This is a genomic window from Pseudomonas sp. ok266 (assembly GCF_900110195.1).
Lineage (GTDB): Bacteria > Pseudomonadota > Gammaproteobacteria > Pseudomonadales > Pseudomonadaceae > Aquipseudomonas > Aquipseudomonas neuropathica.
In genome coordinates this window covers 280,720-296,479 of the sequence record NZ_FOCU01000002.1, presented here as the reverse complement: position 1 = coordinate 296,479, position 15,760 = coordinate 280,720, and the positions used below count along the sequence as shown (strand labels likewise).

Genomic DNA, 15,760 nt, shown 5'->3' with positions numbered 1-15,760 from the left:
ACTTATCGGCAAAACTGCGCCAGACTATAGCCAGTTCAGGCGAAAAGCCAATTTAGCCCATGCCGGGCGCGTCTACAGTCAGTGAAGATCCCGTCCAGACATGGCTAATGAAACGAACGTCCCACACGCAAAACCGACCACGCTCGACGGCTGGGTCAAGATGCTCGACAGCGTCCGGCTGCCCGTGCCGCAAGAGGCTCACGACAAAGTCTGTCGGGCGATCCGCGACAATCGCAGTTCGCTGCGCGACATCGCCGACCTGATGCAGGACAGCCCGGCACTGGCCTTGAGCATCATCCGTGAGGCGAATCGTCACACCCACGGCACCATGGCCGCACCGGCGGAAAATCTCGAGGTGGCGATCAACCGTCTCGGCCTGGCGCGGACTGAAGAATTGCTCGCGCGCCTGCCGGCTGAACCGCAGATGCAAATCCCCAAGGCCCTGCGCCAGTTACAGATGATCAGCCAGCACGCGACGCAACAGGCCAACGGTTTTTTCGCCAGTCGCCTGGCGCGACTGTGGCAGGACATTCATTGGGGCAGCCTGTTGTTTTTGTCGCCGCTGTGGCCATTGGCGCTGACTTATCCGCAATTGCTCGAAGAATGGGAACTGCGGGTTATCCACAAGGGCGAATCGGCGCGCGTGGTCGAGAAGCAATTGTTCGGCGTACGCCTGCTGAAAATCGCTGAAGCGTTGGTGCAGGCCTGGCATCTGCCGATCTGGGTGCAGCAGGGTTATAAGCTGTTGCTCAGCGAGCAACGCGAACTTGTCAAAGTGCTGCGCATCGCCCGCGACAGTGAACATCCGTTGCGCCAGCAAAACCGCCTCGATGACGACCCGACCCTGCGCCGCTGGCTCAACCAGCCGGCCAACACCGTGCTGCTGGCCAACGGCCTGGCACTGTCTGCGCAACAGGCGTGGGACAGTCCGCACAGTGAGCGCTGGCAGTACCTGACCAGCCTTTATCTGCAGATTTCCATGGATGAAGTGCAACAACAGTTGCACCAGCAAGCCGCCAACAGCGCGCGCCATCATGCGATGCCCGACCTGTGGCATCCGGCGGTTTCGTTGCTGTGGCCGTGGGGCACCCATCGTTTGCCAGCCGGCATGCTGCCCGCAGCTGCGCCAACCTCGGAAGATCTGACGCAATGGCGCCAGCAATGCGCCGAGCTATTGGCCGAGCCAAGCCGCTTCACCAATGCCATGAGCCTGACCGTCGCCGCTCGCGATGCGCTGGTCGCCAGCGGCATGCGCCGGGTGATGATCCTGATGGCCGATCGCACACAGTCCAATCTGCGCGTGAATCAAACCGCCGGGCTACCGAAAGAAGCGGCGGCGCTGAATTTCGTCGTCAGCCAGAGCAAGGTCTTGCAACGGCTGCTCGCGCAACAGGCGCAGGTGCGGATCAATCCCGAGAACAACGCTCAGTTCTCCGCTCTGCTGCCAGCGAGCCTGCGCACCCTGTTTCGTGGCGAGCATCTGTTTCTGCGTTCCCTGGTCAATAACGGCCGGGTGATCATGATTGTCGTCGCCGATCAGGGCGGCGGGCCGTTCGCCGATATCACCGTGCAAGCCTTTGGCAAAACCGCACAGTGCATCGAAAAAGCCCTGCACAGCTTTAGCAGCCGCGGCCGATGAGGCTGCGCTACAATCCTCCCCTTTGTGCTCTGGAGACCTCACATGTCTGACTTCTCTGGCTTGCCGCTCGTCATCGAGGCGAGCGACCTGCTCCCGCGTCTCGACTCCCCTGAACTGATTCTGGTGGACCTGACCAGCCCTGCCCGTTATGCCGAAGGTCACTTTCCCGGCGCACGCTTTGTCGATCCCAAGCGCACCCAGCTCGGTCAGCCGCCGGCGCCGGGACTGCTGCCGGCGAAAGCCGATCTCGAAGCGTTATTCGGTGAGCTGGGCCATCGCAAAGATGCGGTCTACGTGGTCTATGACGACGAAGGCGGCGGTTGGGCCGGGCGTTTCATCTGGCTGCTCGACGTGATCGGTCACGACAAATATCACTACGTCGACGGCGGTCTGCCGGCGTGGCTGGCGGCCGGCATGCCGATGTCGATCCAGGTTCCGTCTGCAGTGGGCGGCCCTGTGCCATTGACCCTGCATGAAGAACCGACCGCGACCCGTGAATACCTGCAGAGCCGCCTCGGTGCTGCCGATCTGGCGATCTGGGATGCGCGCGGGCCGCTGGAGTATTCCGGTGAGAAAGTGCTGGCCGCCAAGGCTGGGCACATCCCCGGCGCGGTCAATTTCGAATGGACTGCCGGCATGGACAAGGCCCGTCAGTTGCGCATTCGCACAGACATGCCGCAGATCCTCGAAGACCTCGGGATCACCAAGGACAAAGAAATCATTACCCACTGCCAGACCCATCACCGGTCGGGCTTCACTTATCTGGTGGCCAAATCCCTCGGTTATCCGCGGGTCAAGGGCTACGCCGGTTCCTGGGGCGAATGGGGCAACCACCCTGACACGCCAGTCGAGATTTAAGGTTTTTAAGGACAACTAATGAAAGAGCGTCTGTTTATCCTCAGCCAGTACCTGCTGCCTCATCACCTGCTATCGCGTCTGGCCGGCTGCATTGCCGAATGCCGCGTGCGCTGGTTCAAGAATGCCTTCACCCAATGGTTCGCCAAGCGCTACCAGGTGGACATGTCGCAAGCGCTGGTCGAAGACCTCACTGCCTACGAGCACTTCAACGCCTTCTTCACCCGCGCCTTGAAAGACGGTGCGCGTCCACTGGACGAAACCCCGGGCGCGATCCTCAGCCCGGCCGACGGTGCGGTCAGCCAGCTTGGCCCGATCGAACACGGTCGCGTGTTCCAGGCCAAGGGCCACAGCTTCAGCGTGCTGGAACTGCTCGGCGGTGATGCGGCTAACGCTGCACCATTCATGGGCGGCGACTTCGCCACCATTTACCTGTCGCCGAAGGACTACCACCGCGTGCACATGCCGCTGGCCGGCACCCTGCGCGAAATGGTCTACATCCCGGGCCGGATCTTCTCGGTCAACCAGACCACCGCAGAAAACGTTCCGGAACTGTTCGCCCGCAACGAGCGCGTGGCGTGCATTTTCGACACCGAGCGCGGGCCGATGGCCGTGGTGCTGGTGGGTGCGATGATCGTCGCTTCGATCGAAACCGTATGGGCCGGTCTGGTCACGCCGCCGAAGCGCGAGCTGAAAACCTTCCGCTACGACGAAGCCGCCCGCGCGCCGATTCATCTGGAAAAAGGCGCCGAACTGGGTCGCTTCAAACTGGGTTCGACCGCGATCGTGCTGTTCGGGCCGGATCAGGTGACATGGGCGCAAGAGCTGGTGGCGGGTTCGCCAGTGCAGATGGGGCAAGGCCTGGCGCTGCCAAAAGCCTGAACATGATGTGAGCCACTGATCCGCCTTTTCACACGTCTGCGAAAAGGCGGATACGACTCGGTGGTGCCGTTACTCTATTTGCCCACGAAAGCCGATCGGGCCTTCGTTGGCATAGGTATTGGTGCCACTGAGGTTTTTCCCTCCATCACTGGACGTGACGCTCAACGCGATAACGTTCTGATTGTCCCGGCCGCCAATCACCCACTTGCCGCCCGGATGCCATGGGGCATCATTGCCACCCCACTGATTCTCGACGTTGTACTGGTTCTGACCGGTGCGTTGCGCTTTGAAGCCAATGGGACCTTCCCCGGCATAGGTCATGGTGCCGGTGAACGTTTTACCGTCATCACGCGACTTGATCTCGATCGCGACGACATTCTGGTTGTCCCGCCCGCCGAGTACCCAGGTTCCACCCGGATGCCACGGCGCCGAACTGCCACCCCATTGATTTGCCACTGCATATTTAGACATGAACCTCATCTCCTTGAAGTTTCGGGAGACCTGCCCGAGGTTGACGGCAGGCCGTGCAACCGTGCGTTTCCGATCGCACGCCTGAGAGACTAGTAGGGCTTGGGGAATGGCATCCGGCCAGCAGACCAGCGGTCAAAAAGTCTGACGCTACCCAGCGAAACAGACCACAGCTGCTAGAGTTTTGGGCATTGCCCCTTCCGCCGCCGGAGCCCGTCAAGGCATGAGTGAGTCTCGTCCCCACCCCTCCCTGAGCGCCCCGACCCCGACGCAAACGCGTCTGTCGTTTTGCGAAGCAACGCCACGCGACCTCAAGCGCTGGATCGCCGACCTGCCCAAGGCTAACATCGGTGAAACCGCCCGCCTGCTGTATCAAGGCCTGGGCGAACTCAATCAATTGCTCACCCCCAGTGACAATCGCCTCAACCTGCTGGAGCTGCTGCGACCCGAAGTGTATTTCGTCTGCCAGCATCTGGAACGGCACTTCCTGCATCAGGCGATCATGCTCGACGAGCGTTCGCGCAAGATCAGTAATCTGTGCCAGGCGCTGCAAAGCCATCTGGCGGTCGGCTACAAACAGATCGTGTTGCGGATTGCGCCGAAGTACAGCAAGGATCGCGCGATATTGGTCAGCACGGCCCTGCAACGGGCGGCCCATGCTCTCAAGGGTCAACTGCTGCGTGCGACGCAACTGTACAGCGCGGCACCGGAGCAGGTGTGGTTCGAACTGCATCAGCTGTATCGCATCGCCTGCGAACTGCAACTGCAACAGCGCCGGGTCCACGACGATCTCGCCAGCCTCACCACCGAACTCACGCTTGAACAGACTTACATCGCCGCCCTGCTCCTGGGCAGTGCCCGCTGCAATCAATTGCGGCAGAACCAGATCGCCCGATTGGCTGAAGTACTCGAACCGTGGAGCGCCCTGCTCAAATTGCATCCCGGTCGCTCGAGCGAAGGACTGTTTGCGATCAGCCCGGCGATCGATACCGGCCCGCGCTACCGCAACATGTTTCGCAGCGAAGAACAGGCCGGATTGCTCGGCTTCGATCCGCAGCCACTGGTGAACGCCATCGAAGCGCATTTGCAGCACCAGCCCACATCGACGCCGCTGCCCGTTCCGCCCGGGCTCAGCTTCGACACCCTGCAACACCTGCATGCCACCTGGGGACAAGCCGCCGAGCGCAGCTTTCAGCGCACCGTCGGCCAAGGCCATCTGACCGTGTGCGTAGGCATGAGCGCTCTGCACTTTTATCTGGGTGGCGAGCGCAGTTTCAGCGAGCTGCTCAAACACCCCGGAACGCGCTCGGCGAATTTCAGCAGTGCCGTCGCCAAAGGTGAAAAGGACAGTTGGAGCCAGGCTTTCGACGCCGCACCGCAAAGCAAAACTGATGAGTTTTTGCCTTACGAGGAAATCCAGTACGACCATTTGCTCGAGGATGAAAGCGGCACGGACAGTACGCCCCATTACCCGACCCATGCCCTGCCGGTGATCAATCACAGCCCCGGTGGATATTGCCTGGCGTGGCCAAATGAAGTGCCCGCCGAGCTGCAGGCCGGGGAAATGCTCGGCATTCAGGACAGTGTCAGTCTGGGCTGGAGCATTGCGGTCATTCGCTGGATCCGCCAGGTACGCGGCGGCGGCACGCAAATGGGCATTGAGCTGGTGGCGCCACATGCCCAGCCTTGCGGCCTGCAACTGGTGCGCTCACGGGACGATCACAGTCAGTATCTGCGCGGATTATTGTTACCGGAGATCAGTGCGATAGATTTGCCAGCAACCTTGCTGGCGCCGCGCTTGCCGTTTCAGGAAGGCAGTAAAGTGCTGATCAATACCCAAGGCGAAGAACACCGCGCCGGGCTGGATCGACGGGTGGCGAGTACGCACAGTTTCAATCAGTTCGCCTATCGCTCGCTGGAGGCCGCGCGCAATGGCGGGAGCGAGGAGGATTTTGATTCGTTGTGGAAATCGCTTTAAGTGCCCGCCGATGGATCGGCGGCGCAACCTTCGCGAGCCTGCTCTCTCCCACATTGGAATACATTTCAACTGTGGGAGCGAGCAGGCTCGCGAAGAGGCCAAGTCAGGCGATAGAAACCTCAGAGCTGCCCGTCGCGATCACGGAAACCCAGCAGATACAACACGCCATCCAGCCCCAACGTCGAAATCGCCTGCTTCGCCGACTGCTTCACCAACGGCTTGGCACGGAACGCCACGCCCAACCCGGCAATCGCCAGCATCGGCAGGTCATTTGCGCCGTCACCGACCGCGATGGTCTGCTCCAGACGCAAACCTTCCTTGTGCGCCAGTTCTTTGAGCAGGTCAGCCTTGCGCTGCGCATCGACGATCGGCTCGATTGCCACGCCGGTGCACTTGCCGTCGACCACTTCCAGCTCGTTGGCAAACACATAGTCGATGCCGAGTTTGGCCTGCAATTGCTTGGCGAAATAGGTGAAGCCACCGGACAGGATCGCGGTCTTGTAGCCCAGACGCTTGAGTTCAGCGAACAGCGTTTCGGCGCCTTCGGTCAGACGCAGCGAAGCGCCGATCGAGTCCAGCACGCTGACATCCAGACCTTTGAGCAAGGCCAGACGTTCTTTGAAACTGGCGCGGAAATCCAGCTCGCCGGCCATTGCCCGCTCTGTGATTTCGGACACCTGCTCGCCCACGCCGGCAGCCTTGGCTAGCTCGTCAATGACCTCGGCCTCGATCAGCGTCGAGTCCATGTCGAACACCGCCAGACGACGGTTGCGCCGGAACAGCGAATCTTCCTGAAAGGCGATATCGACGTTCAGCGCTTGGGCAACGCTGAGGAATTCAGCACGCAGCGCCTGTGGATCGGCGGCTTCGCCACGCACGGAGAACTCGATGCAGCCCTTGCCCTTGTCCGCTGGCGTGTCCAGTGGCATGCGACCCGACAGACGGTCGATGTGATCGATATTCAGGCCATATTTGGCGGTGATCGAGCTGACAGCCTGCAATTGGCCAGCGGTCACTTTGCGGGTCAACAGGGTGACGATGTGGCGTTTCTTGCCCTGATTACCCACCCATTGCTGGTAATCCTCTTCGGACACCGGCGTAAAGCGTACCTGCTGATCGAGCTCGTAGCCCTTGAACAGAATGTCCTTGAGCACGGACTTGCCTTGCTCGGAATCGGGGATTTCAACCAGGATGCCGAACGACAGGGTGTCGTGGATCACCGCCTGACCGATGTCGAGAATGTTCACACCACCTTGTGCCAGAACGCCGGTAATGGCCGCAGTCAGACCCGGACGGTCGACTCCCGTGATGTTAATCAGGACGATTTCGCGCAACGCGCACCCCCGCAACTGGAAAAAAACCGCATTCTACCCACTTTCAGTGACCATCGGGCACCGCGAGCGCTTTGCCGGTCTAGGGCCTGTCGCTATACTGCGCGTCAACTTCACGGACAAAAGAGCCGAGCTCAGTGAACCGGCCCACGCCAGTTAAAACCGATAACTTCTTCCTGCTGATCTTCCGTGCACTGCGCCACCGCCGTGTACCGATTGCATTGCGCATTGCCAGCCATAACGTGATCCTGGTCGCTCTGGCCCTGGTGATCTATGCCGGCGTGATGGGTTTGCAATTCAAGCAGGCCATGCACCAGCAGGCCGATGCGCTGGGCGAAAGCCTGACCACGCAGACCGCGACCTCGGCCACCGAGCTGTTGGTGTCCAACGACATCCTCAGCCTCAACGTGCTGCTCAATAATCTGACCAAGAACAAACTGGTGGCCCACGCGGCGATCTACAGCGTGGACAACCGCATCCTCGCCGAGTCCGGTCAGCGGCCCAAGCACAGCCTGCTGGGCGAAGCCGAGGGCATGTACGAGAGCAAGATCACCTTCCAGGACGTGACTGCCGGGCAACTGCGCATCAGCCTGGACATGGATCAGTTCCAGCAGCCGATGACCATCAGCCTGCAAAGCATGGGCATTCTCAGCGGGATCCTGTTGGCGCTGTCGCTGGCCCTGAGCCTGCGCATGGGCCGCTATCTGTCGACGCCGTTGCTGCAATTGCGTGTCTGGTTGCGACGCATCGACGAACACACGCCGGGCATTGATCGTCAGGATGAAATCGGCGATCTGGCGCGTCAGCTGCACGCCAACTACGCGCCAGAGCCTGCACCGGAACCGGAGCCTGAGTTCGAGGACGAAGAGGACGAGCCGGAATTCGAGGTGCGCAACTTGCGTGATCCGAGTTTCGACGAAACCCGTCCGATGGCCGCGCAGAAGCCTGCACCGCGACATCTGGTCAGCACCGTCGAAGACGATGATGACGATGACGCGTTCGCTGATCTGCGCGATGAATCGCTGGACGTTGCGCCACAACCGGTCGCCCGCAAGGCGACTCCGAGCGTGCCACAACACAGCGCCGTGCTGGCGGTACAACTGGGCTCACAGGAACAACTGCGCCGCTTGCCGCGGGCACGTCTGGAAGAATTGCAGGAGCGTTATCGTGACTGCCTCGATCAGGCTGCTTCGCTGTATCAGGGTGAAATCGAAACCCTCAACGACGGCAGCACGCTGATGCTCTTCCACACCGAAGACAGCGGTGACGATTACCTGACCAACGCAATCTGCTGCGGCGAGTTGCTGCGGGCCTTGGGTCATCAGTTGCAGATTGAAGTCGCGGACAGCGGCATCACCCTGCAACTGCAGCTGGGCCTGACCCTGGGCGATGAGTTGTTCGGCTTGAGTCAGATTGATCTGCTGCTGACCGATTCGGCGCAGGATGCGCTGGCTCTGTCACAACACAGCCGCAATCTGCTGCTGGTTGAACGCAAGATCGGCGACGATGCGCTGATCCGCCAGCGTGCACGGATCCGCCCGATCGCCAGCCCTGAGGGGGCTTGCTGCGTGGAGCGGTTGATGGAACCGTATCCGTCGATGCTCGAGCGGCAACTGGCGCGGATGCATGAGCGCCGGGCGTAAGCCTAAGGCCTGAAACACGGAAGCCCGCAGACGAGTGATTGTCTGCGGGCTTTTTTGTGGCCGGTGTTATCGAGATTGCAAGCACCCTGAAAAGCCCCTCACCCTAGCCCTCTCCCACAGGGAGAGGGGACCGATCCGGGATTATTGCCGGAATACACCGACCTGCACGTCCTGCTTTGAATCCATAACCGCCAGGATCGTTCAGGTCGATGCATGGCGCCAGACATCTCGGTCGGCCCCCTCTCCCTCAGGGAGAGGGCTGGGGTGAGGGGCTTTTGATCTTTCGCGCAGAACCCCAGACACAACAAAGCCCGCACAAGGCGGGCTCTGTTCTGACTCGATCCAGCTTAGAAGCGGAACACTTCCATGTCTGTCCGAATCGGCGATGCCATCGGAATCTTCGGTTGTTTCTCTGATTCCGCCGCCGGCGCTGCCGGTTTTGGTGCCGCTTTACGCGGTGCCTCGGCCACCGGTGGCTGATTGGCCAACGGCTTGAGCGCTACAGACAATTGCTCGGCCAGACGCTGCAGCAAAATGCCCTGGGCCTGAACCTGCGAAGCGGTACTGCCGGCATGCAGCTCTTGCAGATGAACGATGCGGTTATCGCGCACCTGACCACGACGGTCGATCAGACGCCATTGAGCATCGAGAATCGCCGGTTGTTTCTGGCCAGAGTCCAGACGCGTGATGGTCAGCAACACCTGCACATCCGGAGTGAACCCCGTAGTGGCCGGTGCCAGCACTACACGCTGGCTGTCCAGATGGCCAGCAACCTGACGCATCAGCAACTGATCGATATCCGACGAAAGGCTGCCAGCCCAACGACCGTCTGTCGCTGCTTGCAGGCTGCCATCGGGTTGACGTTGCAGCAATGTCTCACGTTGCAGGTAATCGGCTACGACTACCGGACCCAAAAGAACCGCCATGCCCGCGCTTTGCGCAGGCTGAACCGGACTTCCGCTGTCCAGTTGATACAGCGACACCGGCTGGTGAACGCTGCAACCCGCCAGGCCCAAAACGCCGGCGAGCAGGAAAATAAGGGGGCGCAGAGCAGTCATCATCCCGTCCAGGTGGCCGCCACAAGGCTGACCACAGTGAAAATACTCAATAAATATGAAGAACGCTCGGCCACGCCGGCGCTTGGAAAGGCCATATCATCCGTGAATATGCGTTCCGACTCCAGCGCCAAAGCGTCGATCTACGCGTTAAATCGTAGATCCAACGCTCTAGGGCGCCTAATTGAGGTTTTCGACGAGCAGCGCATCCACTCTCTGGAAGCCCCTCGGCAGCTTATTGCCACGACGCCCACGCTCACCTTTGTAGTGTTCGAGGTCATCGGCCTTCAGCGACAGGGTCCGTTTTCCGGCCTGCAGCACCAAGGTGGCGCCTTCCGGAAGGACGGCGATGTCCGTGACATATTCTTCGCGACTGGCCACACGTTCACCGGAAATACCGATGATCTTGTTGCCTTTGCCCTTACCTAATTGTGGCAGATCGCTGATTTTGAAGATCAGCAGGCGACCTTCGGTCGTGACCGACGCCAGCCAGTTGTGCTCACGATCGGCCACCGGACGTGGCGCGATGACTTTGGCGTTGTTCGGCAGGCTCAACAGGGCTTTACCGGCCTTGTTCTTGGCTTGCAGGTCTTCGCCCTTGACCACAAAACCGTAACCGGCGTCGGAAGCGATCACGTACAACGCGTCGTCTTCCGGCATCAGCACGCATTCGAAGCTCGCACCGGGCGGTGGTGTCAGACGACCGGTCAACGGCTCGCCCTGGCCCCGAGCCGATGGCAGGGTGTGCGCGGCGACCGAGTAGCTGCGGCCAGTCGAGTCGATAAACACCGCAAACTGGTTGGAGCGCCCCGCTGCCGAGGTCTTGAAGCCATCACCGGCCTTGTACGACAGGCCCGTGGCGTCGATGTCATGACCTTTGGCCGAACGGATCCAGCCTTTTTCAGACAGCACCACGGTGACTTTTTCGTTCGGCAGCAGATCGTGTTCGGTCAGCGCCTTGGCTTCAGCGCGCTCGACGATTGGCGACCGACGGTCATCGCCGTAGGTTTCGGCGTCTTTCAACAGTTCGGTGCGCACCAGCTTCTTCAGCTTGGCTTCGCTGCCCAGCAGGGCTTGCAGCTTGGCTTGTTCCTTGAGCAGTTCGTCCTGCTCGTCGCGCAGCTTCATCTCTTCCAGTCGCGCCAACTGACGCAGACGGGTGTCGAGGATGTAGTCGGCCTGAATTTCACTGAGGGCGAAACGCTCGATCAGCTTGGCCTTCGGATGCTCCTCGGTACGGATGATGTGAATCACTTCATCCAGGTTGAGGTAGGCGATCAGCAAACCGTCCAACAGGTGCAGACGACGCTCGACCTTGTCGAGGCGGAATTGCAGGCGGCGACGTACGGTCAGCACGCGGAATTCCAGCCACTCGACCAGCAGCGCTCGCAGGTTTTTCAGCTGCGGCTTGCCGTCCAGACCGATGATGTTGACGTTGACCCGGTAGGTAGACTCCAGCTCGGTGCTGGCGAACAAGTGCTGCATCAGCGCTTCATGATCGACGCGGCTGTTGACCGGAATGATCACGATGCGGCACGGGTTTTCGTGGTCGGATTCGTCGCGCAGGTCAGCGATCTGCGGGGCTTTCGACGGCTTGGCCTGCATCAGCGCGGCGATCTGTTCCAGTACCTTGGCACCGGACACCTGATGCGGCAGCGCGGTGACGATGATGTCGCCGTCCTCGACGTGGTACACGGCGCGCATGCGCACCGAGCCCTTGCCGGTTTCGTACATCTTCAGCAAGTCGGCGCGCGGCGTGATGATTTCCGCTTCGGTCGGATAGTCCGGGCCTTGAATGTGTTCGCAGAGCTGCTCGACCGTGGCTTTCGGCTCATCGAGCAGACGCACGCAAGCGGTGGCGACTTCACGCAGGTTGTGCGGCGGCACGTCGGTGGCCATGCCCACGGCAATACCGGTGGTGCCGTTGAGCAGGATGTTCGGCAGACGCGCCGGCAGCACCAGCGGCTCTTGTAAGGTGCCGTCGAAGTTCGGGCCCCAGTCGGCAGTGCCCTGGCCCAGTTCGCTGAGCAGCACTTCGGAATAACGCGACAGGCGTGCTTCGGTGTAACGCATGGCGGCGAAGGACTTCGGATCGTCCGGCGCACCCCAGTTACCCTGACCGTCGACCAGCGTGTAGCGATAGCTGAAAGGCTGCGCCATCAGCACCATCGCTTCGTAGCACGCCGAGTCACCGTGCGGGTGGAATTTACCGAGCACGTCACCGACGGTACGCGCCGATTTCTTGTGCTTGGAGTCGGCGTCCAGCCCCAGCTCGCTCATGGCGTAGACGATACGCCGCTGTACCGGTTTCAGGCCGTCGCCGATATGCGGCAGAGCACGGTCCATGATCACGTACATGGAGTAGTTGAGGTAGGCACTTTCGGTGAAGTCGGCCAACGAGCGGCGTTCTACACCGTCCAGGCTGAGATCAAGGGGGTTGCTCATGCAGGCCTCATCGGTTCGTTGTCTGGCGCAGCAGCATGGTGCCACCGCGCTGAGTAAATTCAAGTTTGTTCAGGGCGCTCATGCCGAGCAGCACCTGATCGCCATGCAGCCCCGGCGCCACCAGTGCGCGGACGTCGCGCAGCACGATGTCACCGAGTTGCAGGCGGTCGATTTTGGTTCGATAGCCCTGGCTCAGGCCATTGGCCGTGCTCAGGGTCACACCGAAACCTTCTTCCAGCTTCAAACGCTTGGCCAGATCCGCCGGGATCGCCACATCGGTTGCGCCGGTGTCGAGCATGAACTCGACCGGTTCGCCGTTGATCTGACCGCTGGCGACAAAATGCCCTTGGGCATTGCCGGCCAGCTTCACCTCGATAAACCCTTCGCCCTGCTCCGAACTGACCACGACGTTCGGATTCTGCTGGCGTTGCTCCCACTGGCCAAAAAACCGCGTCGCCAGAAACAGCGCCGCACACCAGGCCAGAATCATCAGCACCCGACCGGCGCGCTTGCCCGGGGGTTGCTGGCTCAAGGCTTGGCGCTCCAGCCACCGTCAGGCGCGGCGAAGCGCCAGACGATCGGCCGAACCTCACCGTCGGCCCGCGGGCCGAAATTATTGTCGACACCGACCCACGCACCATCAGCGTCGACGATCAGCGCCTCTTCCAGCCCGAAGTTCTGCGAATAACGGCGGTTGGCCTGCAACAATTCAGCGGCGTAAGACCAGCAACGTTCCACCTTGGCGGTCTGCGCATCGCGCCGACAAATCTGAAAGGCGTTGCGCTCAAGGGTAAACAATTTGCCGTTAAACAATGAAAGGTCGGAAAAGTCCCGGTCGACCGCTCTGGCCTTCGGGAACTGCGGCGGCTGCATTTCCTTACCGCCCTCGCTGAGCAGCACGCAACGACCGTCGCAATCCCACACCGTCTGCTGGCGCTTGATCAGCAGCAAGCCACGGCTTTGCCGTTCGGCAGCCAGCCACATCTGATCGCCCGCCGGATTGATCGCCAAGCCCTCGAAGATCGCATTGAAATGCAGGAGCATGCCGCTGGCCCGTGCTTCGCGAACCATCATCGGCGAGATCTTCAGCCAGTTGACCGGGCCGCTGACGGGCACCTGCAAGACTGCCGCATGGCCCTCGCTGACAATGTAGCGATTGCCGGCGCTGTCGCAGCTGATGCCCTCGAAATCCAGGTCGCCACCGCGCACGAACGATGCGGCCCAATTGCGCGAGCGCAACCCCCACGGCAGACCGGTCTCCGGCACCAGGGGCACGTCGATGTGCAAGGCTTCGGCCTGCCAGACCTGATCGGCGGTATTGAGCCGATAGATCTGATCGTCATCGCGATCCGACACCGTCCACAACTCGCTGCCGCACATGGCCAGCCCCGACAGGTTGCCGCCGCGCATGCCGTCGACCGGGTGCTCGGAGAGCACGCGCAATTCCTGCAACGGCTCGGCCGACACGCCCATCGCACTCAGCAGCAACGCACCCGCCAAGGCCCAGCCAAACCGCATCAGGCCAGCACCTCGGCGAGGTTGCCTTTGGATTCGAGCCAGGTCTTGCGGTCACCGGCGCGTTTCTTCGCCAGCAGCATGTCCATCATTTCCGAGGTTTCGGCGAAGTCTTCACCCAGCGTCAGTTGCACCAGACGCCGAGTGTTCGGGTCCATTGTGGTCTCACGCAACTGCGGCGGGTTCATTTCACCCAGACCTTTGAATCGGGTGACCTGTGGTTTGCCGCGCTTCTTCTCGGCGACCAGACGGTCGAGAATGCCGTCGCGCTCGGCTTCGTCGAGGGCGTAGTAGATTTCTTTGCCCAGGTCGATGCGGTACAGCGGCGGCATCGCCACGTAGACGTGACCGGCATCCACCAGCGGGCGGAAATGCTGGACGAACAATGCGCAGAGCAGCGTTGCGATGTGCAGACCGTCGGAGTCGGCGTCGGCAAGGATGCAGATCTTGCCGTAGCGCAGCTGGCTCATATCCGCCGCACCCGGATCGACACCGATGGCCACGGCGATGTTGTGCACTTCCTGGCTGGCGAGTACTTCGCTGCCATCGACTTCCCAGGTGTTGAGGATCTTGCCGCGCAACGGCAGGATCGCCTGGAACTCTTTGTCCCGCGCTTGCTTGGCGGAACCACCAGCGGAATCACCTTCGACGAGGAACAGCTCGGAACGCATCGGGTCCTGCCCGGCGCAGTCCGCCAGTTTGCCAGGCAACGCTGGCCCCTGAGTCACACGTTTACGCTCGACTTTCTTGCTGGCCTTAAGACGACGACCGGCGTTGTTGATCGCCAGTTCCGCCAGGGCCAGACCGGTTTCCGGGTTGGCGTTGAGCCACAGGCTGAACGCATCCTTGACCACACCGGAGACGAACGCCGCCGCTTCACGGGACGACAGTCGCTCTTTGGTCTGGCCGGAGAATTGCGGCTCCTGCATCTTCATCGACAGGACGAACGCGATGCGCTCCCAGACATCTTCCGGCGCCAGCTTGACGCCGCGCGGCAGCAGGCTGCGGAATTCGCAGAACTCGCGCATCGCATCAAGCAGGCCCTGACGCAGACCGTTGACGTGAGTACCGCCCTGCGCCGTCGGGATCAGGTTGACGTAGCTTTCCTGCACCGCGTCGCCACCTTCCGGCAACCACAGCAGGGCCCAGTCGACCGCTTCTTTATTACCGGCGAAAGCGCCGCAGAACGGCTCGTTCGGCAGGCGTTCGAATTCGCTGACGGCGTCGACCAGATAGGAACGCAGACCGTCTTCGTAATGCCACTCGACTTTCTCGCCGGTGCCTTTGTCTTCAAAGCTGACCAGCAGCCCCGGGCACAGCACAGCCTTGGCCTTGAGCACGTGCTTGAGGCGGCTGATGGAGAATTTCGGTGAATCGAAGTATTTCGGGTCCGGCGCGAAATAGACGCTGGTGCCGGTGTTGCGCTTGCCGACGGTGCCGACGATTTCCAGTTCCGAGGCTTTGAAACCGTCGTTGAAGGTCATCTGGTATTCGTTGCCGTCACGTTTTACACGCACACGGACTTCGGTCGACAAGGCGTTGACCACGGAAATACCCACGCCGTGCAGACCGCCGGAGAACTGATAGTTCTTGTTGGAAAACTTGCCGCCCGCGTGGAGCTTGGTGAGGATCAGCTCGACACCCGACACGCCCTCTTCCGGGTGAATGTCGACCGGCATGCCACGGCCGTCGTCACTGACTTCCAGCGAATGGTCGGCATGGAGGATGACCTGCACCGATCTGGCGTGACCCGCCAGGGCTTCGTCGACACTGTTGTCGATGACTTCCTGGGCGAGGTGGTTCGGCCGACTGGTGTCGGTGTACATGCCGGGGCGTTTGCGCACCGGGTCGAGGCCCGAGAGGACTTCGATGGCGTCGGCGTTATAAGAGCTAGCGCTGGGAGTGGCCATAGGGTCTCGTCGTCAATGTTCGGTGAAAAAAGAATTCAT

12 protein-coding genes are annotated in these 15,760 nt (G+C 61.0%); 5 read left to right on the top strand and 7 right to left on the bottom strand.

Features of this window, described 5'->3' with window-relative positions:
- Positions 1–100 precede the first annotated feature (100 nt).
- Genes BMY54_RS04850 through asd form a run of 3 tightly spaced genes read left to right on the top strand, consistent with a single transcriptional unit; the run spans position 101 to position 3,376 of the window.
- Positions 101–1,639 carry an HDOD domain-containing protein gene (locus tag BMY54_RS04850; RefSeq protein ID WP_093430165.1) on the top strand — a complete coding sequence of 513 codons (1,539 nt, stop codon included), beginning with the start codon at positions 101–103 and terminating at the stop codon, positions 1,637–1,639.
- 42 nt (positions 1,640–1,681) lie between these two features.
- Positions 1,682–2,497, top strand: a complete 816-nt coding sequence (gene rhdA, locus BMY54_RS04845) for a thiosulfate sulfurtransferase (protein WP_093430164.1) — start codon at positions 1,682–1,684, stop codon at positions 2,495–2,497.
- Positions 2,498–2,515: 18 nt separating this feature from the next.
- Entirely contained in the window at positions 2,516–3,376 is an 861-nt protein-coding gene (gene asd / locus BMY54_RS04840) for an archaetidylserine decarboxylase (RefSeq protein WP_093430163.1), read from the top strand.
- Between the two features lie 69 nt (positions 3,377–3,445).
- Here the strand turns inward: asd and BMY54_RS04835 are convergent, their stop codons facing one another.
- Entirely contained in the window at positions 3,446–3,847 is a 402-nt protein-coding gene (locus BMY54_RS04835) for a lectin OAA family protein (RefSeq protein WP_093430162.1), read from the bottom strand.
- Positions 3,848–4,067: 220 nt separating this feature from the next.
- On the opposite strand from BMY54_RS04835, the gene BMY54_RS04830 reads away from it, so the two are divergent.
- Positions 4,068–5,822, top strand: a complete 1,755-nt coding sequence (locus BMY54_RS04830; RefSeq protein WP_093430161.1) for a molecular chaperone — start codon at positions 4,068–4,070, stop codon at positions 5,820–5,822.
- Between the two features lie 119 nt (positions 5,823–5,941).
- On the opposite strand, the gene serB is transcribed toward BMY54_RS04830, so the two are convergent.
- Positions 5,942–7,156 (bottom strand): phosphoserine phosphatase SerB, encoded by a 1,215-nt coding sequence (serB, locus tag BMY54_RS04825; protein ID WP_093430160.1) that lies wholly within the window; start codon positions 7,154–7,156, stop codon positions 5,942–5,944.
- Positions 7,157–7,290: 134 nt separating this feature from the next.
- Between serB and BMY54_RS04820 the strand changes: the two genes are divergently transcribed.
- Positions 7,291–8,796 (top strand): AhpA/YtjB family protein, encoded by a 1,506-nt coding sequence (locus BMY54_RS04820; RefSeq protein ID WP_093430159.1) that lies wholly within the window; start codon positions 7,291–7,293, stop codon positions 8,794–8,796.
- 347 nt (positions 8,797–9,143) lie between these two features.
- On the opposite strand, the gene BMY54_RS04815 is transcribed toward BMY54_RS04820, so the two are convergent.
- From BMY54_RS04815 to parE, 5 genes are all read right to left on the bottom strand, one after another.
- Positions 9,144–9,854: a PqiC family protein gene (locus BMY54_RS04815; protein WP_093430158.1), complete on the bottom strand. Its 711-nt coding sequence runs from the start codon at positions 9,852–9,854 to the stop codon at positions 9,144–9,146.
- Positions 9,855–10,031: 177 nt separating this feature from the next.
- The gene (gene parC, locus BMY54_RS04810; RefSeq protein ID WP_093430157.1) at positions 10,032–12,296 is read right to left on the bottom strand and encodes a DNA topoisomerase IV subunit A; all 2,265 of its coding nucleotides are present in this window, start codon (positions 12,294–12,296) and stop codon (positions 10,032–10,034) included.
- 7 nt (positions 12,297–12,303) lie between these two features.
- Positions 12,304–12,828 (bottom strand): retropepsin-like aspartic protease family protein, encoded by a 525-nt coding sequence (locus BMY54_RS04805; RefSeq protein WP_007915776.1) that lies wholly within the window; start codon positions 12,826–12,828, stop codon positions 12,304–12,306.
- The gene (locus BMY54_RS04800) at positions 12,825–13,814 is read right to left on the bottom strand and encodes an esterase-like activity of phytase family protein (protein ID WP_093430156.1); all 990 of its coding nucleotides are present in this window, start codon (positions 13,812–13,814) and stop codon (positions 12,825–12,827) included. Before BMY54_RS04800 ends, BMY54_RS04805 begins: the two co-directional genes overlap by 4 nt.
- On the bottom strand, positions 13,814–15,721 hold the full coding sequence (gene parE / locus BMY54_RS04795) for a DNA topoisomerase IV subunit B (RefSeq protein WP_093430155.1): 1,908 nt from the start codon (positions 15,719–15,721) through the stop codon (positions 13,814–13,816). The genes BMY54_RS04800 and parE overlap by 1 nt, the downstream gene beginning before the upstream one ends.
- Between the last annotated feature and the right edge of the window lie 39 nt (positions 15,722–15,760).

Bases quoted from the DNA above. Each gene is read 5' to 3' on its own strand.
- BMY54_RS04850 (WP_093430165.1), top strand. From the start codon at position 101: ATGGCTAATGAAACGAACGTCCCACACGCAAAACCGACCACGCTCGAC.
- rhdA (WP_093430164.1), top strand. From the start codon at position 1,682: ATGTCTGACTTCTCTGGCTTGCCGCTCGTCATCGAGGCGAGCGACCTG.
- asd (WP_093430163.1), top strand. From the start codon at position 2,516: ATGAAAGAGCGTCTGTTTATCCTCAGCCAGTACCTGCTGCCTCATCAC.
- BMY54_RS04835 (WP_093430162.1), bottom strand. From the start codon at position 3,847: ATGTCTAAATATGCAGTGGCAAATCAATGGGGTGGCAGTTCGGCGCCG.
- BMY54_RS04830 (WP_093430161.1), top strand. From the start codon at position 4,068: ATGAGTGAGTCTCGTCCCCACCCCTCCCTGAGCGCCCCGACCCCGACG.
- BMY54_RS04815 (WP_093430158.1), bottom strand. From the start codon at position 9,854: ATGACTGCTCTGCGCCCCCTTATTTTCCTGCTCGCCGGCGTTTTGGGC.
- parC (WP_093430157.1), bottom strand. From the start codon at position 12,296: ATGAGCAACCCCCTTGATCTCAGCCTGGACGGTGTAGAACGCCGCTCG.
- BMY54_RS04800 (WP_093430156.1), bottom strand. From the start codon at position 13,814: ATGCGGTTTGGCTGGGCCTTGGCGGGTGCGTTGCTGCTGAGTGCGATG.
- parE (WP_093430155.1), bottom strand. From the start codon at position 15,721: ATGGCCACTCCCAGCGCTAGCTCTTATAACGCCGACGCCATCGAAGTC.